This window comes from Mesorhizobium sp. HAY1-8B, from assembly GCF_056868045.1.
On record NZ_CP200321.1, the window covers coordinates 3,975,227 to 3,998,513 of the forward strand.

Below are 23,287 nucleotides of genomic sequence, written 5' to 3' on the forward strand. Positions count from 1 at the left end.
TGATCAAATTCCCTGATATTTCAAGACTATATGCCGTGACCTTGATTCACCGCGGCACCGTTATGATTGCCGTTGTTCATCTCTACCTGTCGTGCCTTTCGTTCAGCCAGCAGGCCGAGATATTGCATGGCCACCATCGAGCCGGCGATCGCCGTTATATCGGCGTGATCATAGGCCGGCGCAACCTCCACGACATCGGCGCCGACAATATCGACCTGGTTGAGCTGGCGCAGCGTCGACAGGATCTTCGCCGAGGATGGGCCGCCGGCAACCGGGGTGCCGGTTCCGGGCGCATAGGCCGGGTCGAGGCAGTCGATATCGAACGTGAGGTACGTCTTCTTGCCGCCGGTGCGGTCGACGATGGCGTAGGCGATGTCGGACGCACGCATCTCCTCGATTTCGTGGCCGTAGAGGATCTTGATGCCGAACGTGTCGGGCGCGTGCGTCCGGATGCCGATCTGGATCGACCGGTCGGGGTCGATGATGCCTTCCTTGACCGCACGGCCGACGAAGGATCCGTGGTCGATGCGCTTGCCGTCATCTTCCCACGTATCCTGATGCGCGTCGAACTGCACCAGAGCGAGCGGTCCGTGGATGGCGGCATGCGCCTTGAGCAGCGGCCAGGTAACGAAATGGTCGCCGCCGAGCGTCAAAAGGAAAGCGCCCGACTTCAGGATCTTGGCCGCTTCGCGCTCGATCGTGCCGGGCGTCTTCTGGTGGTTGCCGGAGTCGAGCAGGCAGTCGCCATAATCGACCACGGCCAGATGCTCGAACAGATCGCGCGAGAACGGGTATTGCGGGTCATTGTCGAGGATGGCCGAGGCGCGGCGTATAGCCTGCGGCCCGAAACGGGCGCCGGGCCGGTTGGTGACGGCGGCGTCGAAGGGAATGCCCCACACCACCGCGTCCGCGCCCTTCACGTCCTTGGTGTATTTGCGCCGCATGAACGACAGCGCGCCGGAATAGGTCGGCTCAAGGGCGCCGCCCGTCTTGGAACGGGCGGTGAAGGCATGGTCGATGTTCTTGGTCGCCATTACTGGTCCTCGTTTTCATCGGGGTGCAACAACTACAAAACCGGCACGGAAGATGCCAGTCACAGCTTGGGGAGACGAAACGATGCCGCCCAGGTGCCACGGCAAGACAGGATCTGTACCATCATGACGCAGACCGCGTTTCTTAATCCGTCCCATGCCGTGGTGTCGACCCATGCCGGTACGGTAGCGGGAGAACGCTTCCAGGTTCTCGATTCGTGGCGCGGCATCTGCGCGCTTCTGGTGGCCCTGTTTCATTTCCCGACCGCCTCGTCGATCTCGCAAAGCGCCTTTGTGGGTTCGTCCTACCTTTTCGTCGACTTCTTCTTCGTTCTTTCCGGTTTCGTCATCGCCAGCAGCTACGCCAATCGGCTCAGCCGGCCGGAAGAGGTAGCCCGCTTCGCGCTGGTGCGTTTCGGCCGCATCTACCCGCTGCATCTGCTGATGCTTGCGGCCTTTGCGGGGTTCGAACTGCTGCGGCTGATGCTCCCGCAACTTCATGGCACCGGCGCAGCCCCCTTCACCGGCGGTTTCGACCTTGGGAGCCTGCTTGCCAATCTGCTTCTCCTGCAGGGCATGGGCTTTGAGGATCAATTGACCTGGAATGCGCCAAGCTGGAGCATTTCGGCCGAGTTCTTCGCCTATCTCTTGTTCGCGGGCGTGGTCTTCGTCGCCGGCGCGCGTGCCTGGATATGGTTTGTCGCCGCCGCCGTCACCGCGCCGCTGTTCCTGCTCGGCTTCTCCACGCATCATATGGATGTGTCCTACGATTTCGGCTTCATCCGCTGTCTCTACGGCTTCTCGCTCGGCGCCCTGCTGGCCTGGTTTCAGCATGATTCCATTGCAGGGGCGCGACAGCTCCTCGCCAGGAGCGGCCCACGGCTGAGCTGGACCCTTGCCGAAATCGTCATGGTGGCGGTGATCGTGCTTTTTGTCTCGTTGGCGGGCAGTAATGATTTTGGTATCGCGGCACCCCTGGTGTTCGCGCTGGCGCTGTTCCTCTTCGCCCATGAGGGCGGCTGGATTTCCGCCTTGCTGAGAACGCCCTTCATGCTGACGCTTGGCGCGCTGTCCTACTCCATCTACATGGTCCACATCTTCGTCCAGGCGCGTCTGATCAATTTTGCCGGGCTCGTCGAGCGCAAGCTTGGCCTTGGCCTGATCGGCGACTTCGTGCTGCGCGGACAGCCCGCCACCGGCTTCGGCGCCGGCTTGGCCGGGACCGGGGCAATCGTCATCATGCTCATCGCCACCATCGCCGCCTCCTGGATTACCTGGCGCCTGGTCGAGATGCCGGCCATGGCATGGTTCCGCCGGCTGTCCAGGCGCATCTGACGCACCATCCGCTAGCCGGCTTCGTTCACCCGCCTGTCACGGGCATCGCCTATCCCGGTTTCGATCCGGCAAGGAGCGATTCTCGATGCGGACAATCTGGTTGAGCCTTTTGCTTTCCACGGCCTTCGCGGTCGCATCCGGTCAGGCTTTGGCCGGCGAAAGCCGTGCCAGGCAGATCCTCGACCGCTTCGAGCATGCCAACCAGTGGCGCGACCACGTCATGGTGGCCGCGCATCGCGCCGGGAGCATGCAGGCCGGCAAGACGCTCTACGCGGAAAACTCGATTGCCGCCGTTGAAGGTTCGATCGCCATGGGTGCCGAAATCGTCGAGGTCGACATCAGGCGCTCGAAGGACGGCGCGTTCGTCGTCATGCATGACAGCTGGCTCGATCGCACCACGACCTGCAAGGGCGAGGTGGTGAACTATACGCTGGCCGAACTGAAGGCCTGCCGGCTGCTGGTCGAGGGCACCGGCGTCGTCACCAACGAGCGGGTCTCGACGCTGCACGAGATGCTGCTGGCGACCAGGGACAGGATCCTCATCAATCTCGACAACAAGCTCGAAGTCGGTGATCTCCCGGGCATGATCGCTGTGGCACGCGATCTCGGCATGGCCGATCAGGTCATCGTCAAGGAGAACCTCTGGAACCAGAACAGGATCGCCACGGTCAAGGCCGCGATGGCTGCCATCGGCGGCGGCGTCCAGTTCATGCCGATCATCGCCGATGACGCGGTGCATGATGCCGGTTTCGCCGAGACGGTCGACCACGCTTTCTCGCCGCGCGCGATCGAGCTGATCAACTGGCGGGCGGGTGCAGAGACGCTGACCGAGACCGGCGGACCGCTGTTCAGCACGCGCATGCGCGCCGCCGCGGTGCGGGGTAACTGGCACATCTGGGCCGACACCTACGCCATCGTCAACAAGCCGGGCGGCTTCCTGGCTGGCGGCCGTGGCGACGAATTGGCGGTCAAGGCCAGCCTGCCGCGCGAGGCCTGGGGTTTCTGGGCCGATCGTGGCGCCACCATCATCCAGACCGACGAGCCGAAGGCGGCCATCGACTGGCTGGCGGCGAACGGCTATCGCGTGCTTTATGCTGGGGTCGGCGAACGTATCGAGCCCGCCGCGACCGCCAGCATCAACTGATCTGCCGCGGTTGAAGTTGTCGCAGGCTGGCCTCTGCTGACGGAACGGTGTCAGTGAAAATCCGTTATCCCAAGGCATGTCCGAAGCCATCGTTCTCAAGCCCCGCGCCGCCTATGCCGCAATCGTCGCCGCGATCAGTCTCGGCTTTGTGGTGGTGCAACTCGATGTCTCAATCGTCAATGTTGCGCTGAACAGGATTGGCGCCGCACTTTCGATGGGCATAGGCGGCCTGCAATGGGTCGTCGATGCCTATACACTCGCCTTCGCGTCGCTGCTGCTCGCCGGCGGCGCCCTCGGCGACAGGATCGGCGCCCGCCGCGTGTTTGTTGGCGGCATGGCATTGTTCAGTGTTGCTTCGCTGGTCTGCGGGCTGGCGCAGAGCCCGTGGGTGCTGATCGCGGCGCGCGCCGTGCAGGGTGCTGGTGCGGCCTTGCTGATGCCGTGTTCGCTGGCGCTCCTCAATCGCGCCTATGCCTCCGACAGGCCACGTCGGGCACGCGCCGTAGGGCTGTGGACGGCGGCTGGCGGCATTGCGCTGTCGGCCGGACCTGTGCTCGGCGGCTTCATGGTGGCATCGTTTGGCTGGGCCAGCATCTTCCTGGTCAACCTGCCTATCGGCGCTCTCGCAATCTGGATGGCTTATCGGTTTCTTGAGGAAACGCCGCTCAAGGCCGGGCGGCCGCCTATAGACTGGGCCGGCCAGGGGCTTGTTGTGCTGGCACTGTTTTCGCTGACCGCGGCCTTCATCGAAACCGGTTCGTCGGGCTGGATTTCGATGGCGGTCATCGGCGGACTGATAGTGGCGGTGGCGGCCGGAAGCCTGTTCCTGCTCGCTGAGAGCCGGACAGCGGCACCGATGTTTCCGCTCAAGCTGTTCGCCAGCCGTGTGCCGGCTGTGACCAGCCTCGTCGGGCTGGCGGTCAATTTGACGCTCTACGGCACGATCTTTATGCTCAGCCTCTACTTCCAGAAGGAAATGCATTTTTCGCCCGAAATGACCGGGCTCGCCTTCCTGCCCTTCATGGCGGCGGTCACTGTGTCGAACATTGCCGCCGGCCGCATCGCGGCCACCTACGGCCCACGCTTGCCGATGGCGATCGGCCTGCTCATCGGGGCGACCGGTTTCGGGCTGATGGCACTGATCCAGGCCGACACGTCCTACCTGTCGCTGCTCTGGCGGCTGCTGTTCCTGCCGGTCGGCATCGGTCTTGCGGTGCCCGCCATGACCACGGCACTGTTGTCGTCAGTGCCGACGGCGATGTCGGGAACAGCCTCGGGCGTGCTGAACACAGTGCGCCAGTCGGGCTGGGCGATCGGGGTCGCGCTGTTCGGCTCGGCCTTGGCGCTGGGCACGATCCAAGGCATGCGGATTGCTTTCCTCGCCTCCGCGCTCGCCGTGGCGTTCTCGGCGGTCTGCGCATTCCTGTTCATCCGCGACGCCGACCATTCCGCCGGATAGCAAAAGGCCGCCCGGAGGCGGCCTTTTCGATTGTCCAAAACCGTGGAGCGCTTAGCGCTTCGAGAACTGGAAGCTGCGGCGGGCTTTCGCCTTGCCATACTTCTTGCGCTCGACGACGCGGCTGTCGCGGGTTAGGAAGCCGCCCTTCTTGAGCACGGCCCGCAGCGCCGGCTCGTAGTAGGTCAGCGCCTTGGAGATGCCGTGACGAACCGCACCCGCCTGGCCGGAGAGGCCGCCGCCGACGACCGTGGCGACGATGTCGTACTGGCCTGAACGGTTGGAGGCGATGATCGGCTGGTTGAGGATCATCTGCAGGACCGGACGCGCGAAATAGGTCGCGAATTCCTTGTCGTTGACGACGATCTTGCCGGAACCCGGCTTCACCCAGACGCGCGCAATGGCGTTCTTGCGCTTGCCGGTGGCATAGGCGCGGCCCGACTTGTCGAGCTTCTGGACGTGGACCGGGGCCGCGGCCTGCGTGTTCGTGTTGCCGGTGGCGGCGCCCAGTTCTGCGAGCGAGGAAAGCTCAGCCATCTTATGCGACCTTCTTGTTCTTGGAATTCAGCTTGGCCACGTCGAGGACTTCTGGCTGCTGGGCGACATGCGGATGCTCCGCGCCTGCATAGACGCGCAGGTTCTTCATCTGGCGACGGCCGAGCGGGCCACGCGGCACCATGCGCTCAACGGCCTTCTCGACGACACGCTCGGGGAAACGACCCTCGAGCAGCTGGCGCGCGGTGCGCTCCTTGATGCCGCCGGGGTGGCCGGTGTGCCAGTAATAGACCTTGTCGGTGAACTTCTTGCCGGTGAACACCACCTTGTCGGCATTGATGACGATGACATTGTCGCCGTCGTCGACATGCGGGGTGAAGGTCGGCTTGTGCTTGCCGCGAAGATGATTGGCGATGACAGTGGCGAGACGACCAACGACGAGACCTTCGGCGTCGATCAGGATCCACTTCTTCACCACATCCGCAGGCTTCTGCGAAAAGGTTGTCATGTTTTCTGCTCTCGGTTCTGACCTTCACTGAGGAAGGCGTTTCTTGTTGCTTGGATTGACGATGGGCGCTTGCCCGCCGCCAATAACAAAACGGCGGCCTTTGCGGGCCGCTGCTTCGTGAGGGCTTATAGGCGAGGGGGAACTGCGCGTCAAGCCGATCAGAAAGCTCCCTAGCGAAGAAACAATAGCAAAAACAACGATCTAGGTAAAAGGTATTATTTTACCACATCATTGTTCCGCTTCGGCGGGATCGAATAGGTGCCCGTCGCGTGCGCGATCGTCTGACCTTCCGGGCCGGCGACGATGTCGATGTCGAACACCATCAGGCTCTTTCCCAGCTTCAGGATGCGGCAATGGCCATCGATCGGTCCGGCCCCGGCCTTGCGCACGAAGTTGATATTGAGGTTGGTCGTGACCGAGAGCGCATCCGGCCCGGCGTGGCTGAGCACGCAGACATAGCCGCCAATGTCCGCCAGTGTGAACAGGGCAGGGCCCGACACCGTGCCGCCAGGACGCAGATGCCGCTCGCCGGCGTTGAGCCGCACGATGCAGCCGCCGGGGAACACGTCGATCGCCTCATAGGCGGCGGAATTCTCGTTGAGTTGTGGAAAGACGGTCTCCATCAGCGCATTGATCTGTGCTGCGGTCAGCACCGGCTTGAGGTTGGTCTGGGCGGGCATGTCGGTCTCTCGTTCTGCGCAGGCCTGTATGGGCGCAGCCGGGCGTTCCTTGCAACACCTTCAGTCTTCTGGCGCAAGCGATGGGTGTTGGATGAAACCCGATCCGATATTAGATACTCTCCCAGCCCGTTCGGAATCGCGGAGACCTTAGCCATGGCCGAAATCCTTGCCATCAAGCCTGTCGCTGTCGAGGGTCCGGTCACGACCAGGCTGGACAAGGGCGTGCTGCGCCTGACCCTCGCCAATCCTCCTGCCAACGCCCTGTCGCTTGGGGTGATGGCGGCGCTGACTGCCGAACTCGACCGCGCCAAGGACGACAAGGCCGTTCGTGTCATCGTGCTGTCGGCAGCGGGAAAAGTGTTCTGCGCCGGCCATGATCTCAAGGAAATGACGGCGCGCCGCGCCGACGCCGACCGCGGCAAGGCCTTCTTCGAAGAGACGTTCGCCGCTTGTGCGACGCTGATGCAGGCGATCGTGCGCCATCCCTTGCCTGTGATCGCCGAAGTCGACGGTCTGGCCACCGCCGCCGGCCTGCAACTGGTCGCCAGCTGCGACCTGGCGATCGCCTCGCATGAGGCGACCTTCTGCACGCCGGGCGTCAACATCGGCCTGTTCTGCTCGACGCCGATGGTGGCGCTGTCGCGCAACGTGTCGCGCAAGCAGGCGATGGAAATGCTGCTGACCGGCGAGACGATCGACGCGGCGACCGCCAAGGAATTCGGCCTGGTCAACCGCGTCGTGCCGCGCGAATACCTGAATCAGATCGTCACCAAATACGCGCAAACCATTGCTTCCAAATCATCTTTGGTGGTCAAGACCGGCAAGGAAGCCTACTACGCCCAGGCTGAAATGGGGCTGGCGGACGCCTATGCCTATACCGGCCGCGTCATGGTCGAGAACATGCTGGCACGCGACGCAGAGGAGGGCATCGGCGCCTTCATCGGCAAGCGCAAGCCGCAATGGACGGACGAATAAGATGGCGCGAATTGATACTTTTGTTCCCGGAACGCTGCAGCGGATGACCCTCCACGATCCGATTGACGCGACCTACTTTGCTTACGAGCTAGACGGCCGTCGATTATTGCAAATCAACACATCGGGCCGAAAAGATCGCGAGATCCCTGACAAGGTGAGCCAGTCGATACAATTGGATGAGGACTCTGCGGCGCAGCTTTTTAACATCCTCAGAGATCATTTCGGCTTAAAATAGGATGGAACCACGTATCTCCATCATCACCATCGCGACGGACGATCTCGATCGTGCGGTGCGCTTCTATGAGGCCATGGGCCTGAAACGGCATGCCGGCATCACCGACGGGGTCGCCTTCTTCCAGATGGGCGGCGTCATTCTTGGCCTGTTTCCACGCAAGAGCGCCGAAGAAGATTCCGGCATCGCCTTCGCCGAAGCGCCTTCGGCCGTCTATCTCGCCTACAACACCCGCTCCGATGCCGAAGTCGACGAGGTGCTGGCGATGGCCGAGAAAGCCGGCGGCCGCATAGTCAAGCCGGCCGGTCGCGCCTTCTGGGGCGGCTGGTATGGCTACTTCGCCGATGCTGAAGGCCATGTCTGGGAAGTGGCGCACAATCCGGCCTTTCCGATCGCGGAAGACGGTACGATTTCGCTGCCTGATTGATGTTGACTAGGTGATGGCCTACCGCAAGCAACTGACGCGGCTCAAGGCCCCCTATCTCAAGCGCATCCTGCTTGAACCGACGCGAGTCGAGGATTGGGAAAAATACCCCTGGAACCTGCCGCTGTTTCGCGGCCACGCATTCGAACTCGAATTCGCCACGCCGATCACCATCATCGTCGGCGAGAATGGCACCGGAAAATCGACGTTGCTGGAGGCGATCGGCGCGCTGGCCGGCTATGACGAGGCCGGCGGCGGCAAGGGTTATATGCCCGTCGACCATTCTCGCGCCATCGACAAGAGCGGTGCCGCGTTAGCCGACAATTTTCGTTGCCACTGGCTGCCGAAGGTTACCGCCGGTTGGTTCTTCCGCGCGGAATCCTTCTATTCCGTTGCCCGTTACCTCGACGAGGCGGCTAGGGAATCCGGCGGGACGCCGCCTGACTTCCTGTCCTGGTCGCATGGCGAAGGCTTCATCCGTTTCTTCGAGGAGCGTTGCCGCAGGCAAGGAATCTACATCCTCGACGAGCCTGAAAGCGCGCTCTCGCCGTCGCGCCAGATCGAACTTCTGAAGATGCTGCGCCGCATGGACCACTCGGGCGCCGCGCAAGTGATCATGGCGACGCACTCGCCATTATTGATGGCATGTCCCGGCGCGCGACTGTTCCGCATCAGCCGTTTCGGGCTGGAGCCCGCCGACTTCCGGGATACCGACCACTTCCGCATGTTGCGCGATTTCAGCAATGATCCGGATGGTTTTCTCGCCGAGGCGTTGTATGAGGACGAGGCATGAATCACGATAGCTATGACAACACCTATATCGGCGGCATCCTCAATTCGGTGAAGACGATCGCCATGGTCGGCGCATCGGCCAATGACGTCAGACCGAGCTATTTCGTGCTGAAATACCTGCTGGCCAAGGGGTTTACGGTATTTCCGATCAATCCCGGCCAAGCAGGCAAGGAGATCCTTGGCCGGATGACCTATGCCCGGCTGGCCGACATTCCGGGACCGATCGACATGGTCGACATTTTTCGCGCCGCAACCGCGGTGCCCGGCATTGTCGATGAGGTGCTAAAGCTCGATCCATTACCGAAGGTCGTCTGGATGCAGCTTGGGGTGCGCCATGACGAGGCAGCCTCGCGCGCCGAGGCGGCCGGCATCAAGGTGGTGATGAACCGCTGCCCCAAGATCGAGTACGGCAAGCTCTCCGGCGAGATCGGCTGGACCGGCGTCAACTCCGGCGTCCTGTCGTCGAAGAAGCCGCTGATGCGGCAGGGGTTTCAGAGTTTCGGCGTGCGCCAGAAATAGGCGAGGGGCGAGCAGCGCAAAATTATTCCGGCGAATACCATATTTTCCTGAGGTTTGGCTGAAAGTCCCACGCCGAAGGGTATTTTCTTCTTTGCATTCCAGGCCCGGCTTCGCCAAGAATGCCCGGCGAATTTCAGAAGTTCTCGAGGGAGGTTTTCAGTGACCCGTACGCCCGGTTTCAACACGCTCGCCGTTCACGCCGGCGCCAAGCCCGATCCGGCCACCGGCGCACGCGCCACGCCGATCTACCAGACCACCTCCTTCGTCTTCGACGATGCCGACCACGCCGCTTCGCTGTTCGGGCTGAAGGCTTTCGGCAACATCTACACCCGCATCATGAACCCGACGCAGGCGGTGCTTGAAGAGCGCGTCGCCGCCCTCGAGGGCGGCACGGCTGCCCTTGCGGTCGCATCGGGCCATGCCGCACAGGTCATCGTGTTCCACAATCTGATGCAGCCGGGCGACAATTTCGTTGCCGCGACAAGGCTCTATGGCGGCTCGATCAACCAGTTCGGCCATGCCTTCAAGAACTATGGCTGGGAGGTGCGCTGGGCCGACACCAACGACATCTCGACCTTCGAGAGCCAGATCGACGACAGGACCAAGGCGATCTTCATCGAGAGCCTGGCCAATCCCGGCGGCACCTTCGTCGATATCGAGAAGATCGGCGACATCGCCCGCAAGCACGGCCTGCCGCTGATCGTCGACAACACGCTGGCCTCGCCCTATCTGATCCGGCCGATCGAGCACGGCGCCGACATCGTCGTCCATTCGCTGACCAAGTTCATCGGCGGTCATGGCAATTCGATCGGCGGCGTCATTGTCGATGGCGGCACCTTTGACTGGTCGAAGTCGGGCAAGTACCCGATGCTGTCGGAACCGCGCCCCGAATATGGCGGCCTCGTCCTGCACGAGACCTTCGGCAATTTCGCTTTCGCCATAGCCGCGCGCGTGCTCGGCCTGCGCGACCTTGGCCCGGCGATCTCGCCTTTCAACGCCTTCCTCATCCTGACCGGCCTCGAAACCTTGCCGCTACGCATGCAGCGCCACTGCGACAATGCCGTCACGGTCGCGGGCTGGCTGTCCAACCACCCCAAGGTCGCTTGGGTGAACTATCCCGGCCTGCCCAGCGACAAGAACAATGCGCTGCAGAAGAAATACTCGCCGCTTGGCGCAGGCGCCGTGTTCACCTTCGGCCTCAAGGGCGGTTATGAGGCCGGCGTCAAATTCGTAGAGGCGCTCGAGCTGTTCTCGCATCTGGCCAACGTCGGCGACACCAAGTCGCTGGTCATCCATCCGGCTTCGACCACGCACCGCCAGCTTTCCGACGAGCAGAAGGTCAAGGCCGGCGCCGGCCCGGACACGGTGCGGCTTTCCATCGGCATCGAGGACGTCACCGACATCGTCGCCGACCTCGAACAGGCGCTCGCCAAGGTTTGATTCTTTTACCCTCCCCCTTGTGGGGAGGGGCGGCGCGCAGCGCCTGGGTTGGGGTGAGCCGGCATACGCGGCTCTTTCATGGAGGCAAATTCTGTCCGCGCATTACCTGACAATATCTATTGACGGCGTCGAACCCGAATCTGGCGCGCCGGCGCCGGATCGCCTGATCTCGGGCGATCCGAAATTCCGCACCTGGAATGTCGAGGAGCGTGACGATGGCCTCTATGCCGGCATCTGGGAGTCGACCCCGGGCAAATGGCGCATCGTCTATGACGAATGGGAGTTCTGCCGCATCTTGTCCGGCGTTTCGGTGATCGCGGAAGACGGTGGCGAAGCGCGCACCGTCAAGTCCGGCGACAGTTTCGTGCTGAGGCCGGGCTTCAAGGGCAGCTGGGAAGTGCTTGAAACGACCCGCAAGGAGTATGTGATCAAGCTGTGATCATTCCGGGTCAGACGACGCGATCGATGTCGCTGTCTGAAAATCCGTATCGGGCCATCATCCGCCGGTGCCAGTCGCCGCCGAGCAGTTCATCGAGGCAATCATCGATGCGTTGGAGCAGGCCAGCATTCTCCTTGGCGATCGCGAATGCACCGGCCGATGGCTGTTTTTCGGCCGCGGCAATCTCGACAAGTCCAAGCGGCATTTCGGGTCGCCGCGCCAGATAACCTCGGTGCGCCATGGCAACGCTGGCATAGGCATGCACCACGCCGTCGGCAACAGCCCGTGCTGCATCCGCCTGTGTCGCGAACGGCCTGATCTGGTTGGGCGAGACGCCATTCCGCAACGCCGTGAGATGCTGGACTTGATCGGTGATGACGCCGATCAAGGCGGTGGGATTTTTCGCAATCGATTGATAGCCGTCGAAGCCGCACGGATTGCCTTGCATGACCAGCAACCCATCCTGCAAAGACCAGATCGGCCGGGTGAAGTCGACAATCTGCCTGCGCTCATCGGAGACGAACAGCCCGGTCGTCATGGTCCAGCGGCCGTTCACCAGTCCTGGCAACAATTCGGCGAATTCAGTTCCGATCGCCGTAAAATCCCTGAGACCCAGCATGCCGCTGACCCTTTGCGCAAGCTCGACGTCACAGCCCGAAACCTCGGACGATCCGTCGGTAAAGCAAAATGGCGGCTCTTCCAGAAAGGCGAATTTCATTGCGGTCATCGGTTCCGGCGGCCAGATGTCATGTTAAGGCGATCTACTTCGCCGGAAACTGGCTGAGGCAGGCTTCCGACGCCTTGTCGTGCGCCGTCAGAAGATCGGCGTCCTGCACTTCGAGATCGGAATCCGATATCTCGTCGCGATAATATTGCGCCAGGAGGTCGAGCCCTTCCTGGCTGACGCCATGGGTCGGGATCTCGCGGGCAAGGCAGCCGCAGAGACTGAGCGCACGATCGGGCGAGCCGGTCTTGTGGTTGGTCAGGATGAAATCCTGAGCCGGGCAGGCGTCGAGAAAGCCGTTGAAGTTCAGCTTCCGCTGCGGCTGGTCGCCATGGTTGAAATAGGCCGGCGGCCATTGGCTCTTGCCGCTCGCGACATCGCAGCCCGTGGCGATGTCCTGGGCATTTCTCGTGAGGGTGAGCCAGGCATTCTCCTTGTCGCCCGTGGGGTACTTGAAATCCTGGCCAACCATCGAGGCCGTATAGGCATCAAGGTCGGCCTGTGTGAAACCGAGCGTCTGAAATCGGTTGAACTGGCATTGGCAAGCGGCACTCACTTGCTCTTGCGACTGCTGGCTCAGCTTGTTTTTCTGACAAGCCGCGACAAAGGCAGCGCCATCCAGCGACGATGCCGGAAAAGTCGAAGCATCGATATAGCGCGTTCCATCCCAGCCGATCGTCATCTTGTCGGACTGGATGTCGAAGAAACCGTTTCGTTTGAAGGGGCTGAGTGCGATCTTGTCTTGCGGCACCAGCCGCGCTCCGGGAATGCCGCCGAGAACTTCCTGATAGCTGTCGCCTTCCAGGACGAACAGGAAATTGCCGCAATTGACGCCGTCGCAGCCCGGTGCGTAGCGGTAGGCGAAGATTTCAGGCAAGCCGTCGAGGTTGAGATCGACCTCGATGGCGAAGGATGCCAGCGGCAGGCCCTTCGACCCGGTCTGCCGCTCCAGTAGGCTCATCGCCATCTTCTGGGCAATGGCCATGCTGTTTTCCCAGGGAATGTTTTCCGGCTGTTGCTGGGTGCGTGCCGCTCCCATGCAGGCGCATAGAAACGCCAATGCGAACGCTGTCGCCGGTCTCCAAAACAGTCTCATCGCGCAGCCCCAGGCCCGCGATCGTCAGAAGCCGACGGCGAGCGTTTCCAGCCCATGGAAGTGGTAAGTGTCGCGGAAGCGGGGCTGTTCGGCAAGATGCAGTCGCGGGTGCCGGTCGAACAAAGTCTTCAGCGACACCTGCAATTCGAGCCGGGCCAGCGGCGCGCCGATGCAGAAATGAATGCCGGCGCCGAAGGACACGTTCTTCTGGTCCGCACGATCCGGCCGGAAGGCCTGCGGTTCGGCAAAGGCGCGCGGGTCATGATTGGCCATGCCCAGCAAGAGCCCGATGGTCTGGCCCGGCTGTACGACGATGCCGGGCGCCACTTCGATCTCCTGGTAGGCGTAGCGCGTGAACATGTGCAGCGGTGCGTCGAAGCGCAGGCATTCCTCGACTGTGGCAGCGGTCGCTTCGGACGAGGTGAAGAAGCGGCTGGGGTCACCGCCTTGCGCCAGGATCGAGCGCACCGCATTGCCGGTCTGGTGCACGGTCGCCTCGTGGCCGGCATTGAGCAGCAGGATCGCCGAGGACACCATCTCGTCCTCCGACAGCCTCTGGCCGTCTTCCTGCGCCGAAATCAGCAGCGAAAGCAGATCGTCACCAGGGTTCTTGCGTCGTTCGGTGACGTAGCCGCGCAGGAAATCGGCGAATTCGCCCGCGGCGCGGTTGGCCGTCTCCTCGGTCTCGCGGGTGCGGCCATGGATGTACATGGCGACCATTTGATGCGACCAGTCGAGCAGTTGCGGTCCCATCTCGACCGGCACGCCGAGCATTTCGGCGATGATGGTGATCGGCAGGGGCGAAGCGAAGGCGGGCAAAAGGTCGACTGGACCAGTCGGATCAAAACGGTCGATCAGCTCGTTGGCAAGTGCCTCGACCCGCGGTCGCAGCCGTTCGACCTGGCGCGAGACAAAGGCCCGGTTGACCAGCGTCCTCAGCCGCGTGTGCACCGGCGGTTCCAGCTCCAGCATCGAATTGGCTTCGATGCCGTCGAATGCCGTGAGATGGCTTCGGTCCTGGCCGACGCCGCGGCTGTCGGGAATGCCGGCCGGGTTCTTGCGGCCGAAACGGCGATCGCGCAGCAGCCGGTTGACATCGTCGAAGCCGCCGAAGCACCAGAAGCCGAACTCTTCCCAGTAGAACGCATTCGATGCGCCGTGCAGGAACGCATAGGCCTCGTACGGATTCAGGAAGAAAGCCGGCTCGTGCGGGTCGAGCCTCAGTTGGCGTGTGGCTGGATCAAAGGCGATGTAGGGCAGCGTCAATTTGGTCATGCCAGACCCATAGCGCGGCTTGCCAGCCTCGTTCCAGACCGTATGTTGGCGCGCGACAACCCATGAATTGAGCCAGCCGAAGCGGCTGCGGAAGGTCTGAGCGGATGAATGTGATTGTCGTTGGTGCGGGTATCGCCGGTCTCTCCACGGCGTGGTCCCTGGTCAAGGCGGGCCACAGCGTGTCGATCGTCGAGCAGGGACCGATCCCCAATCCGCTGGCCGCGTCGGGCGACCATCACCGCATCATCCGTCGCGCCTATCGGGCCGGAACCGGCTACGGCCGGCTAATCACAGAGGCCTATGAAGCCTGGGACGAGATGTGGGCCGATCTCGGCGAAAGTCATCTTGATGCGCGCGGCTTCGTCTGCATTTCGCGCGAGCCCGGTGACGAGGCCGAGGAATACCGCCAGGGCCTGGAAGAAGGGAATTTTCCCTTCGAACTGTTCGAGCCCGACGCCGCGGTCAAGCGTTGGCCTTTCCTTGAGCCAGGCTCGTTCCGTTATGCCTACTACTCGCCGGAAGGCGGCGCGCTCCACTGCCGCAAGATCGCGGCGGGATTGGCAAGCTGGTTGCGTGCCAACGGCGCCAATGTCTACGAGAAGAGCAAGGTCACCGCGATCGACTCCGAGGCCGGTCATGTCGTGCTCGAAAGCCGCGAAACCATGCAGGCCGACCGCATCGTCGTTACGGCCGGCGCTTGGGTTCTGAAACTTTTCCCGGAGCTGGGCGGCGAACTGAAGACCTATCGAACAGCCCTTGCCTATGTCGAACCGCCGGTCGACCTGAAGGCAGCCTGGGAGGCGGCACCCGTCGTCCTCGACGTCGGCGGCACTGTCGATGGCTACGTGATCCCGCCCTCCGGCGGCGCCGGCATGAAATTCGGGTCAGGTCTGCACCGGGTACCGACCAGCGACGCCGACTGGAATCGTGAGCCGGTGCCGGGCGAGGGCGAGGCGATCCGCAACCTGTTTTCGCCGCCGATCGCCTGCATCGAGGAGTATGAGGTGACCGAGGTCGTCACCTGCGCCTACACTTTCACCGAGGACGAGAAATTTCTCGCCCATGAGAAGGGCAGGTGCCTTGTCGTCTCGGCTTGCTCAGGTCACGGCTACAAGTTCGGGGCGGCGGTCGGTCGGCGCGTTGCGGCTGCTGTCGGGGATGGCGATGTCGCGGGGCTGAAGCGCTGGTTGCGGGCGGAGGTGGCAAGCCAGGCCGAAGACGTGCGACGGCTCAGTGATTGAGCTCGTCAGCGGCGGCAATGACTTCGGAAACAATCGCCCGTACGTCATCTGGCGTCGTTCGGTGATTGACGAAACACGCCCGCAGCGCGAACTGGCCGTTGATCGAGGCATTTGACAGATACACGCGACCGCGCGCAATCACGCGGCGCAGGATCGCTTCATTGTCCTTCGAGCGGTGGCGAAAACAGACCGCGCTCAGCGATACCGGCGCAACCTGTTCCAATTCAGGCCTCGTTGCGATTGTCTGAGCCAGCATTTGCGCATGGTGGAGATCGCGCGCAATGGCTTCGCGATAGGCACTGCGTCCGTGATATTGCAGCGACATCCAGAGCTTCAGCGCGCGGAAGCGTCGCGAGAGCTCGATCGACTCCTCAAAGAAGGCAAATGCTTCCGTGGGGTCTTCGCTCAGTATCCTCACGTAATCGTCGCTGTGCGAGAACGTCCTGCGCGCAATGTCTGGATGGCGATTGAGCAGGCAGCCGCAATCGAGTGGTTGATAGAGCCATTTGTGTGCGTCGAGCGACAGTGAATCCGCCAAGGACAATCCCTGGAATTTTTCCGGAACCGCCAGAGCCGCCAGTCCCCCATAGGCACCATCGACGTGCATCCACAGGGCCTCTCTTCGGGCGATGTCGGCAATTTCGGGGAGGGGATCGATCGCGCCGGAGACGATGGTCCCGACCGTGGCCACGATGGCGATTGGCGTGTTGCCGGCCTCGCGGTCGGCGGCTATTGCCGCCTGGAGGGCATCCGGGCGCATCCTGAATTTATCGTCGACAGGGATCAGGCGAAGATTTTTTCTGCCTATGCCCAAGAGCGCGACGGCCTTTGGAATCGACATGTGCACTTGTTCGGAAGCATAGATCACGCAGGGTCGTGCGCCTGTTTCGTTGGCTGGCAGCTTCGCTTCCCGCGCCATCGCCAGCGCCATGAGGTTGGCCATCGAGCCGCCACCGCACAGGCTGCCGGTAAATCCCGCGCAGCCGACGGCTTCCGCCAACCATCCAACAACGGTGCGTTCGATCGACGTCGCCGCCGGCGCCGACCGCCACGACGTCACATTCTGATTGAGCACCGCGGCCAGCAATTCGCCCAGGACGCCGATTGGTTCGCCCGAGCCGAGGACGTAACCAAAGAATCTGCCGGTTGCAGGCCGCGCATGCTCTGCGATCGACTTGAAGTCCTGGAGGACGTTCCGGCCACGCGCATTCTCCGCCCAAGGCCGCGAGAAGAGTTCAGTCGTATTCTTGCCGCTGGTCGAGGGATACGCCCGACGTTCCTCGACGGACGCCCAATAGTTTTTGGCCAGATCCAGGGCTTCTTCCGCAAGATCCGATAGTTCCTGATTGGAAATTTCCAGGTCGCGCATGTCCTCAGCCCAACGGAGACCCGCTGTGGCGCAGGCTATGCCATGCCCACTAATCTTGGCAATGCCTCGGAATATGCACGCGCCGCCAGCCTGACGACCCTTCACGCACCAGCACACGCCGCGCCACGGTCTGGTAAGACGCGGGTACGTCGATGATGCGTCTTTGCTCCGGCTGCACCAGGACTTCCTCGGCGATGCTGTCGTATTGCGCTGGAATGACGACCCGCCGCGTGCGTTCAGGTTGGATCACCACGGTCTCGGCGACGCGTTCGTAGCGTGCCTTGTGCCAGATCTTGCACAGCACCCTGCGGCCATGGATGACGCGCCATTCCCAGGAATAGCCGCCGCCATCGACCCTCACCGTGTGATAGACGGTGCGCGTGACGGCGGGCACGACCTCGTAGGTCACCCGTGCCGGAACGGTCATCACCACGCGTTCGCGCGTGCCGTAGATGGGCGGGGTGTAGTCGACCTGCTGGCCCGGTGGGCTGACCATCACGTCTTCATAGACAGTGTCGTAGAGGTCAGGCGTGCGGACCGGTTCGTAGCATTCCACGGCGCGGCCGCCGGCTGCCGTCTGCGAAGTCATGCCGAGCATGGCCAGCCCGGCAGCGGCGAAGGATACGCTTCTCCTGTACATGACACTCCCCCTGTTTGAACCGCAGCCACAAGTTCAACGTTGAATTGTAGGGGAAGCGCTCCCGGAGAAAAGCGGTTTCGCCGCATTTCGTTAAGTGACGCGGTTAAGAAATTGCTACGCGCCGGCGGCTTGGTTGTGCGGCCATGGTGCGTTGGAGGCCGTCACCGTGACGAATCCTTGGCCGTAAAGCTTGATTCGACTTACCCAGATGGCTAGGACGGGTCGGCCTTGCACAAGGATGAGCCGGCATCCTATCTACGGAACAACGATCCAGAACCAATTCTGCCCGATCTGCCGGCATTCCCGGCGCCGGAATCCCACCGCGAGATAAGAGATATCAGATGAAGAACCCCGTCGAAACCTACATGAACCTCGTTCCGATGGTGGTCGAACAGACCAATCGCGGCGAGCGGGCCTACGACATCTTCTCCCGCCTCCTCAAGGAGCGCATCATTTTCATCACCGGTCCGGTCGAGGACGGCATGGCGACGCTGGTTTGCGCGCAGCTTCTGTTCCTTGAAGCCGAGAATCCGAAGAAGGAAATCAATCTTTACATCAATTCGCCGGGCGGCGTCGTCACCTCGGGCATGGCGATCTACGACACCATGCAGTTCATCAAGCCGGCCGTGTCGACGCTCTGCATCGGCCAGGCGGCCTCGATGGGCTCGCTGCTGCTGACCGCCGGCCACAAGGACATGCGCTTCGCCACGCCGAACGCCCGCATCATGGTTCACCAGCCGTCCGGCGGCTTCCAGGGGCAGGCCTCCGACATCGAGCGCCATGCCATGGATATCGTCAAGCTGAAGCGCCGTCTCAACGAGGTCTACGTCAAGCACACCGGCAAGAGCTACGAAGAGATTGAACGCACGCTCGACCGCGATCATTTCATGACCGCCGACGAAGCCAAGGATTTCGGCCTCATCGACAAGGTCATTTCGTCGCGCGAACCGGCCGAAGGCGCTGTGGCATAAGGACTTGGTGGCAGTTGGATGGCACCATCACGCGCTTTTGGTGCCTCTTGCGGCATTTCGGCCACAATTGGCTGTTCCCTCGACGGTCGGGATTGCCTACGTTAAGGCTATGTTGATTTTCGACGGCTTAGCTTTGTGTGGGGTTGCTGCGAATCATTGCCACGTTTTCTGATTTGTGTTTCGTACGGAATACGTTGCGGGAGCCGGGATACTGGCGGCGGCGGATTCCCGCGATAAATAGGGTATGCGCCCTTTCAGCCAGACCATCGGCGGGCGGCCATGAAAGGACAGGAAAATGAGCAAGGTCGGCAACAACAGCGGTGACTCGAAGAACACGCTTTATTGCTCGTTTTGCGGCAAAAGCCAGCATGAGGTGCGCAAGCTGATCGCCGGTCCGACGGTCTTCATCTGCGACGAATGCGTCGAGCTCTGCATGGACATCATCCGTGAGGAGAACAAGACCTCGATGGTGAAGTCGCGCGAGGGCGTGCCGACACCGCAGGAGATCCTCAAGGTTCTCGACGACTATGTCATCGGCCAGCCCTACGCCAAGCGCGTGCTGTCGGTGGCGGTCCACAACCACTACAAGCGCCTCGCCCATGCCGGCAAGAACAACGATGTCGAGCTGGCCAAGTCCAACATCCTGCTGATCGGTCCGACCGGTTGCGGCAAGACGCTGCTTGCGCAGACGCTGGCCCGCATCATCGACGTGCCCTTCACCATGGCGGATGCGACGACGCTGACCGAAGCCGGTTATGTGGGCGAGGACGTCGAGAACATCATCCTGAAGCTGCTGCAGTCGGCCGACTACAATGTCGAGCGCGCCCAGCGCGGTATCGTCTACATCGACGAGATCGACAAGATTTCGCGTAAGTCCGACAATCCCTCGATCACCCGCGACGTGTCGGGCGAGGGCGTGCAGCAGGCACTGTTGAAGATCATGGAAGGCACGGTCGCCTCCGTGCCGCCGCAGGGCGGCAGGAAGCATCCGCAGCAGGAATTCCTGCAGGTCGACACCGCCAACATCCTGTTCATCTGCGGCGGCGCCTTCGCCGGGCTGGACAAGATCATCTCGGATCGCGGCCGCAAGACCTCGATCGGCTTCGGCGCTATCGTTGCCTCGCCCGAGGATCGCCGCACCGGCGATGTCTTCCGCCTGGTCGAGCCCGAGGATCTGTTGAAGTTCGGGCTCATTCCGGAGTTCGTTGGCCGTCTGCCGGTTCTGGCGACGCTGGAGGACCTCGACGAGCCGGCGCTGATCCAGATCCTGACCGAGCCGAAGAACGCGCTGGTCAAGCAGTATCAGCGGCTGTTCGAGATGGAAAACGTCGACCTGACCTTCCACGAAAACGCCCTGTCGGCGATCGCCAAGCGCGCCATCGAGCGCAAGACCGGCGCGCGCGGCCTGCGTTCGATCATGGAAGCGATCCTGCTCGACACCATGTTCGAACTGCCCGCCCTCGAAGGCGTGCGCGAAGTGGTGATTTCGGAGGAAGTGGTGACCGGCAGCGCCCGGCCGCTCTATATCTATTCCGAACAGAAGGAAAAGAAGGGCAACGTCAGTGCCTGACATGGCACTCCACCCTATATTTTTATGGAACGGCGCCGTTGCGGCGCCGTTTTGCTGTGAAGGGCACGCGACTTCGGCGATGGAGTGGATTGCGGACGATGTTAACTCTTGATCTTTGCCCCGCCTGCATCCACCTAACACCAGAAGGCCGAGGTGCCCGATTTCTGTGCTGTAAAACTCCCGTCACAAACGGTGGTAGGCGGAACGATCCCCGGTCGTTAATATGAGATTCGCGGTTGGCCTGATGGCGACCGCGACATGAAAGGTTGGACAATGGCCAAAATATCCAAGGCTCCCAGCGACGGCGTCTACGCAGTCCTCCCACTGCGCGACATCGTGGTGTTCCCGCACATGATCGTTCCGCTCTTTGTCGGGCGCGAAAAGTCGATCAAGGCGCTGGAAGAGGTGATGGGTCAGGAGAAGCAGATCCTGCTTGCCACCCAGATGAATGCCGCCGATGACGATCCCGAGCCCGATGCGATCTTCGACATCGGCACGCTCGCCAATGTGCTGCAATTGCTGAAGCTGCCCGACGGCACCGTCAAGGTTCTGGTCGAGGGCGCCTCGCGTGCGAAAATCGTCTCCTTCACCGACCGTCCCGACTTCCACGAAGCCCGCGCCGCGGCGCTGGTCGAGCCGGAGGAGGAAGAGGTCGAGGTCGAGGCGCTGGCCCGCTCGGTCGTCACCGACTTCGAGAACTACGTCAAGCTGAACAAGAAGATCTCGCCTGAAGTGGTGGGTGCCGCCAGCCAGATCGACGACTATTCCAAGCTCGCCGATACGGTTGCCTCCCATCTCGCCATCAAGATCCCTGAAAAGCAGGAAATGCTGGCCACGCTCTCGGTCAAGGAGCGGCTGGAAAAGGCGATGGGCTTCATGGAAGCCGAGATCTCCGTGTTGCAGGTGGAGAAGCGCATCCGCTCGCGCGTCAAGCGCCAGATGGAGAAGACGCAGCGCGAATACTACCTCAACGAGCAGATGAAGGCGATCCAGAAGGAACTCGGCGAAGGCGAGGACGGCCGCGACGAGGCTGCCGAGATCGAGGCGCGTATCAAGAAGACCAAGCTCTCCAAGGAAGCCCGCGAAAAGGCGGAAGCCGAGTTGAAGAAGCTGAGGACGATGTCGCCGATGTCGGCTGAATCGACCGTCGTGCGCAACTACCTCGATTGGCTGCTGTCGATCCCGTGGGGCAAGAACTCCAAGGTCAAGCAGGATTTGGCCTATGCCCAGAACGTGCTCGATACCGATCACTTCGGCCTCGACAAGGTCAAGGACCGCATCGTCGAGTACCTGGCCGTGCAGAGCCGACAGAAGAAGCTGAAGGGGCCGATCCTGTGCCTCGTCGGCCCTCCCGGCGTCGGCAAGACCTCGCTCGGCAAGTCGATCGCCAAGGCGACCGGTCGCGAATTCATCCGCATGGCGCTCGGCGGCGTGCGTGACGAAGCCGAGATCCGTGGCCATCGGCGCACCTATATCGGCTCGATGCCCGGCAAGGTCATCCAGTCGATGAAGAAGGCGAAGAAGTCCAACCCGCTCTTCCTGCTCGATGAGATCGACAAGATGGGCCAGGACTTCCGTGGCGATCCGTCGTCGGCGCTGCTCGAGGTGCTCGACCCCGAACAGAACTCGACGTTCATGGACCATTACCTCGAGGTCGAATATGACCTGTCGAGCGTGATGTTCGTGACGACGGCGAACACGCTGAACATCCCTGCGCCCTTGATGGACCGCATGGAGATCATCCGTATCGCCGGTTACACCGAGGACGAGAAGATCGAGATCGCCAAGCGGCATCTGATGCCGAAGGTGATCCGCGATCACGCGCTGCAGCCGAAGGAGTTCTCCGTCGGCGAGGATGCGATCCGCGCCATCATCCAGACCTACACCCGCGAAGCGGGCGTCCGGAGCCTGGAGCGCGAGCTGATGAAGCTCGGGCGCAAGGCGGTGACCGAGATCCTGAAGACGAAGAAGAAGACGGTGAACATCACGGCGGCGAACCTCGCCGACTACCTTGGTGTCCAGCGCTTCCGCTTCGGCCAGGTCGAGGCTGATGATCAGGTCGGCGTCGTTACCGGGCTTGCCTGGACGGAAGTCGGCGGCGAGCTGTTGACGATCGAAGGCGTCATGATGCCCGGCAAGGGCCGCATGACGGTGACGGGCAACCTGCGCGACGTGATGAAGGAATCGATTTCGGCGGCGGCCTCCTATGTCCGCTCGCGGGCCATCGATTTCGGCATCGAGCCGCCGCTGTTCGACAAGCGCGACATCCACGTGCACTTGCCGGAAGGCGCCACGCCGAAGGACGGTCCGTCCGCTGGTGCTGCCATGGCGACAGCCATTGTGTCGGTACTGACGGGCATTCCGGTCCGGGCCGATGTGGCGATGACTGGCGAGATAACGCTTCGCGGCCGCATCTTGCCGATCGGCGGCCTCAAGGAGAAGTTGCTCGCCGCTCTGCGCGGCGGCATCAAGAAGGTGCTGATCCCGGAAGACAACGCCAAGGATCTGGCGGAGATTCCGGACAACGTGAAGAACGGCATGGAGATCATTCCGGTCTCACGCGTCGGTGAGGTGTTGCGCCACGCGCTGGTGCGTATGCCGGAGCCGATTGAATGGGTTGAACCGGTCAATCCGCCGGCCTCGACCGACAGTGCCGATGATGCTGGAAAGTCGCTTGCACATTAGAGCGCCGCGCGTCCGATTGGACGCGTAAAGGACGCTCTAACACTATAGACTTGCGCATGGTCCTTTCCGAAAACCGGCTACGGTTTTCGGGGCCATGCGTTAGAAATTTCTAAAGTTGCAGCGCACAAACAGAAAGCCGGGCCTCGCGCCCGGCTTTTTCATGTGAAAAACCCCGGATTTCCGGGCTTTTTCCCACTTTTTCCTGCCTTTTCGACTTGGTTGCGGGAACGCTTCTTTCTAAAGTCC

The 23,287-nt window shown here is 62.0% G+C and carries 23 protein-coding genes; 14 read left to right on the top strand and 9 right to left on the bottom strand.

All coding sequences use genetic code 11. From position 1 onward, the window contains the following. Nucleotides 1-26: 26 nt before the first annotated feature. Complete coding sequence (gene speB, locus AC1VON_RS18750) at nucleotides 27-1,034, bottom strand: agmatinase (RefSeq protein ID WP_056562410.1); 1,008 nt, start codon at nucleotides 1,032-1,034, stop codon at nucleotides 27-29. 123 nt (nucleotides 1,035-1,157) lie between these two features. On the opposite strand from speB, the gene AC1VON_RS18755 reads away from it, so the two are divergent. The 3 genes from AC1VON_RS18755 to AC1VON_RS18765 all read left to right on the top strand — a co-directional run bounded on the left by AC1VON_RS18755 (nucleotide 1,158) and on the right by AC1VON_RS18765 (nucleotide 4,969). Next, nucleotides 1,158-2,366, top strand: a complete 1,209-nt coding sequence (locus AC1VON_RS18755; RefSeq protein WP_483124491.1) for an acyltransferase family protein — start codon at nucleotides 1,158-1,160, stop codon at nucleotides 2,364-2,366. Between the two features lie 85 nt (nucleotides 2,367-2,451). After that, nucleotides 2,452-3,510: a glycerophosphodiester phosphodiesterase family protein gene (locus AC1VON_RS18760; RefSeq protein WP_483124492.1), complete on the top strand. Its 1,059-nt coding sequence runs from the start codon at nucleotides 2,452-2,454 to the stop codon at nucleotides 3,508-3,510. Between the two features lie 76 nt (nucleotides 3,511-3,586). Then, entirely contained in the window at nucleotides 3,587-4,969 is a 1,383-nt protein-coding gene (locus tag AC1VON_RS18765; protein WP_483124493.1) for an MFS transporter, read from the top strand. A gap of 51 nt (nucleotides 4,970-5,020) precedes the next feature. Here the strand turns inward: AC1VON_RS18765 and rpsI are convergent, their stop codons facing one another. The 3 genes from rpsI to AC1VON_RS18780 all read right to left on the bottom strand — a co-directional run bounded on the left by rpsI (nucleotide 5,021) and on the right by AC1VON_RS18780 (nucleotide 6,649). Continuing rightward, nucleotides 5,021-5,503 carry a 30S ribosomal protein S9 gene (rpsI, locus tag AC1VON_RS18770; RefSeq protein WP_010915637.1) on the bottom strand — a complete coding sequence of 161 codons (483 nt, stop codon included), beginning with the start codon at nucleotides 5,501-5,503 and terminating at the stop codon, nucleotides 5,021-5,023. Between the two features lies 1 nt (nucleotide 5,504). Continuing rightward, nucleotides 5,505-5,969 (bottom strand): 50S ribosomal protein L13, encoded by a 465-nt coding sequence (gene rplM, locus AC1VON_RS18775; RefSeq protein WP_010915638.1) that lies wholly within the window; start codon nucleotides 5,967-5,969, stop codon nucleotides 5,505-5,507. Nucleotides 5,970-6,184: 215 nt separating this feature from the next. Beyond that, nucleotides 6,185-6,649 (bottom strand): PaaI family thioesterase, encoded by a 465-nt coding sequence (locus AC1VON_RS18780; RefSeq protein WP_483124494.1) that lies wholly within the window; start codon nucleotides 6,647-6,649, stop codon nucleotides 6,185-6,187. 153 nt (nucleotides 6,650-6,802) lie between these two features. Between AC1VON_RS18780 and AC1VON_RS18785 the strand changes: the two genes are divergently transcribed. The 7 genes from AC1VON_RS18785 to AC1VON_RS18815 all read left to right on the top strand — a co-directional run bounded on the left by AC1VON_RS18785 (nucleotide 6,803) and on the right by AC1VON_RS18815 (nucleotide 11,470). Further along, nucleotides 6,803-7,624 carry an enoyl-CoA hydratase gene (locus tag AC1VON_RS18785; RefSeq protein WP_483124495.1) on the top strand — a complete coding sequence of 274 codons (822 nt, stop codon included), beginning with the start codon at nucleotides 6,803-6,805 and terminating at the stop codon, nucleotides 7,622-7,624. A gap of 1 nt (nucleotide 7,625) precedes the next feature. After that, complete coding sequence (locus AC1VON_RS18790; protein WP_483124496.1) at nucleotides 7,626-7,859, top strand: hypothetical protein; 234 nt, start codon at nucleotides 7,626-7,628, stop codon at nucleotides 7,857-7,859. A gap of 1 nt (nucleotide 7,860) precedes the next feature. Beyond that, a complete protein-coding gene (locus tag AC1VON_RS18795) occupies nucleotides 7,861-8,283 on the top strand; it encodes a VOC family protein (protein WP_483124497.1) in 423 nt (140 codons plus the stop codon). A gap of 13 nt (nucleotides 8,284-8,296) precedes the next feature. Then, nucleotides 8,297-9,073, top strand: coding sequence for an AAA family ATPase (locus tag AC1VON_RS18800; RefSeq protein ID WP_483124498.1), 777 nt, complete (start codon nucleotides 8,297-8,299; stop codon nucleotides 9,071-9,073). Then, nucleotides 9,070-9,591: a CoA-binding protein gene (locus AC1VON_RS18805; RefSeq protein WP_483124499.1), complete on the top strand. Its 522-nt coding sequence runs from the start codon at nucleotides 9,070-9,072 to the stop codon at nucleotides 9,589-9,591. Before AC1VON_RS18800 ends, AC1VON_RS18805 begins: the two co-directional genes overlap by 4 nt. Nucleotides 9,592-9,750: 159 nt before the next feature. Next, nucleotides 9,751-11,031, top strand: a complete 1,281-nt coding sequence (locus tag AC1VON_RS18810) for an O-acetylhomoserine aminocarboxypropyltransferase (RefSeq protein ID WP_019857664.1) — start codon at nucleotides 9,751-9,753, stop codon at nucleotides 11,029-11,031. A gap of 91 nt (nucleotides 11,032-11,122) precedes the next feature. Next, entirely contained in the window at nucleotides 11,123-11,470 is a 348-nt protein-coding gene (locus AC1VON_RS18815) for a cupin domain-containing protein (RefSeq protein WP_483126345.1), read from the top strand. Between the two features lie 10 nt (nucleotides 11,471-11,480). Here AC1VON_RS18815 and AC1VON_RS18820 read toward each other — a convergent pair whose 3' ends face one another. From AC1VON_RS18820 to AC1VON_RS18830, 3 genes are all read right to left on the bottom strand, one after another. Continuing rightward, complete coding sequence (locus AC1VON_RS18820) at nucleotides 11,481-12,197, bottom strand: transporter substrate-binding domain-containing protein (protein ID WP_483124500.1); 717 nt, start codon at nucleotides 12,195-12,197, stop codon at nucleotides 11,481-11,483. Nucleotides 12,198-12,231: 34 nt separating this feature from the next. Then, nucleotides 12,232-13,179 carry a hypothetical protein gene (locus AC1VON_RS18825; protein WP_483124501.1) on the bottom strand — a complete coding sequence of 316 codons (948 nt, stop codon included), beginning with the start codon at nucleotides 13,177-13,179 and terminating at the stop codon, nucleotides 12,232-12,234. A gap of 135 nt (nucleotides 13,180-13,314) precedes the next feature. After that, a complete protein-coding gene (locus AC1VON_RS18830) occupies nucleotides 13,315-14,565 on the bottom strand; it encodes a cytochrome P450 (protein WP_483124502.1) in 1,251 nt (416 codons plus the stop codon). A 104-nt stretch (nucleotides 14,566-14,669) separates the two neighbouring features. On the opposite strand from AC1VON_RS18830, the gene AC1VON_RS18835 reads away from it, so the two are divergent. Then, nucleotides 14,670-15,806, top strand: coding sequence for an NAD(P)/FAD-dependent oxidoreductase (locus AC1VON_RS18835; RefSeq protein WP_483124503.1), 1,137 nt, complete (start codon nucleotides 14,670-14,672; stop codon nucleotides 15,804-15,806). On the opposite strand, the gene AC1VON_RS18840 is transcribed toward AC1VON_RS18835, so the two are convergent. Beyond that, nucleotides 15,796-17,175 carry a pyridoxal phosphate-dependent decarboxylase family protein gene (locus AC1VON_RS18840; RefSeq protein ID WP_483124504.1) on the bottom strand — a complete coding sequence of 460 codons (1,380 nt, stop codon included), beginning with the start codon at nucleotides 17,173-17,175 and terminating at the stop codon, nucleotides 15,796-15,798. The genes AC1VON_RS18835 and AC1VON_RS18840 overlap by 11 nt on opposite strands. A gap of 49 nt (nucleotides 17,176-17,224) precedes the next feature. Next, nucleotides 17,225-17,815 (bottom strand): hypothetical protein, encoded by a 591-nt coding sequence (locus AC1VON_RS18845; RefSeq protein WP_483124505.1) that lies wholly within the window; start codon nucleotides 17,813-17,815, stop codon nucleotides 17,225-17,227. Nucleotides 17,816-18,156: 341 nt separating this feature from the next. Here AC1VON_RS18845 and clpP point away from each other — a divergent pair, with 341 nt between their 5' ends. The 3 genes from clpP to lon all read left to right on the top strand — a co-directional run bounded on the left by clpP (nucleotide 18,157) and on the right by lon (nucleotide 23,041). Continuing rightward, the gene (clpP, locus tag AC1VON_RS18850; RefSeq protein WP_056562366.1) at nucleotides 18,157-18,786 is read left to right on the top strand and encodes an ATP-dependent Clp endopeptidase proteolytic subunit ClpP; all 630 of its coding nucleotides are present in this window, start codon (nucleotides 18,157-18,159) and stop codon (nucleotides 18,784-18,786) included. Between the two features lie 295 nt (nucleotides 18,787-19,081). After that, the gene (gene clpX / locus AC1VON_RS18855) at nucleotides 19,082-20,356 is read left to right on the top strand and encodes an ATP-dependent Clp protease ATP-binding subunit ClpX (RefSeq protein ID WP_023759839.1); all 1,275 of its coding nucleotides are present in this window, start codon (nucleotides 19,082-19,084) and stop codon (nucleotides 20,354-20,356) included. Nucleotides 20,357-20,629: 273 nt separating this feature from the next. Further along, nucleotides 20,630-23,041, top strand: coding sequence for an endopeptidase La (gene lon, locus AC1VON_RS18860; protein ID WP_140767873.1), 2,412 nt, complete (start codon nucleotides 20,630-20,632; stop codon nucleotides 23,039-23,041). The last annotated feature ends 246 nt before the right edge of the window (nucleotides 23,042-23,287 follow it).

Bases quoted from the DNA above. Each gene is read 5' to 3' on its own strand.
- speB (WP_056562410.1), bottom strand. From the start codon at position 1,034: ATGGCGACCAAGAACATCGACCATGCCTTCACCGCCCGTTCCAAGACG.
- AC1VON_RS18755 (WP_483124491.1), top strand. From the start codon at position 1,158: ATGACGCAGACCGCGTTTCTTAATCCGTCCCATGCCGTGGTGTCGACC.
- AC1VON_RS18760 (WP_483124492.1), top strand. From the start codon at position 2,452: ATGCGGACAATCTGGTTGAGCCTTTTGCTTTCCACGGCCTTCGCGGTC.
- AC1VON_RS18765 (WP_483124493.1), top strand. From the start codon at position 3,587: ATGTCCGAAGCCATCGTTCTCAAGCCCCGCGCCGCCTATGCCGCAATC.
- rpsI (WP_010915637.1), bottom strand. From the start codon at position 5,503: ATGGCTGAGCTTTCCTCGCTCGCAGAACTGGGCGCCGCCACCGGCAAC.
- rplM (WP_010915638.1), bottom strand. From the start codon at position 5,969: ATGACAACCTTTTCGCAGAAGCCTGCGGATGTGGTGAAGAAGTGGATC.
- AC1VON_RS18780 (WP_483124494.1), bottom strand. From the start codon at position 6,649: ATGCCCGCCCAGACCAACCTCAAGCCGGTGCTGACCGCAGCACAGATC.
- AC1VON_RS18785 (WP_483124495.1), top strand. From the start codon at position 6,803: ATGGCCGAAATCCTTGCCATCAAGCCTGTCGCTGTCGAGGGTCCGGTC.
- AC1VON_RS18790 (WP_483124496.1), top strand. From the start codon at position 7,626: ATGGCGCGAATTGATACTTTTGTTCCCGGAACGCTGCAGCGGATGACC.
- AC1VON_RS18795 (WP_483124497.1), top strand. From the start codon at position 7,861: ATGGAACCACGTATCTCCATCATCACCATCGCGACGGACGATCTCGAT.
- AC1VON_RS18800 (WP_483124498.1), top strand. From the start codon at position 8,297: ATGGCCTACCGCAAGCAACTGACGCGGCTCAAGGCCCCCTATCTCAAG.
- AC1VON_RS18805 (WP_483124499.1), top strand. From the start codon at position 9,070: ATGAATCACGATAGCTATGACAACACCTATATCGGCGGCATCCTCAAT.
- AC1VON_RS18820 (WP_483124500.1), bottom strand. From the start codon at position 12,197: ATGACCGCAATGAAATTCGCCTTTCTGGAAGAGCCGCCATTTTGCTTT.
- AC1VON_RS18825 (WP_483124501.1), bottom strand. From the start codon at position 13,179: ATGGCCATTGCCCAGAAGATGGCGATGAGCCTACTGGAGCGGCAGACC.
- AC1VON_RS18830 (WP_483124502.1), bottom strand. From the start codon at position 14,565: ATGACCAAATTGACGCTGCCCTACATCGCCTTTGATCCAGCCACACGC.
- AC1VON_RS18835 (WP_483124503.1), top strand. From the start codon at position 14,670: ATGAATGTGATTGTCGTTGGTGCGGGTATCGCCGGTCTCTCCACGGCG.
- AC1VON_RS18840 (WP_483124504.1), bottom strand. From the start codon at position 17,175: ATGCGCGACCTGGAAATTTCCAATCAGGAACTATCGGATCTTGCGGAA.
- AC1VON_RS18845 (WP_483124505.1), bottom strand. From the start codon at position 17,815: ATGTACAGGAGAAGCGTATCCTTCGCCGCTGCCGGGCTGGCCATGCTC.
- clpP (WP_056562366.1), top strand. From the start codon at position 18,157: ATGAAGAACCCCGTCGAAACCTACATGAACCTCGTTCCGATGGTGGTC.
- clpX (WP_023759839.1), top strand. From the start codon at position 19,082: ATGAGCAAGGTCGGCAACAACAGCGGTGACTCGAAGAACACGCTTTAT.
- lon (WP_140767873.1), top strand. From the start codon at position 20,630: ATGGCCAAAATATCCAAGGCTCCCAGCGACGGCGTCTACGCAGTCCTC.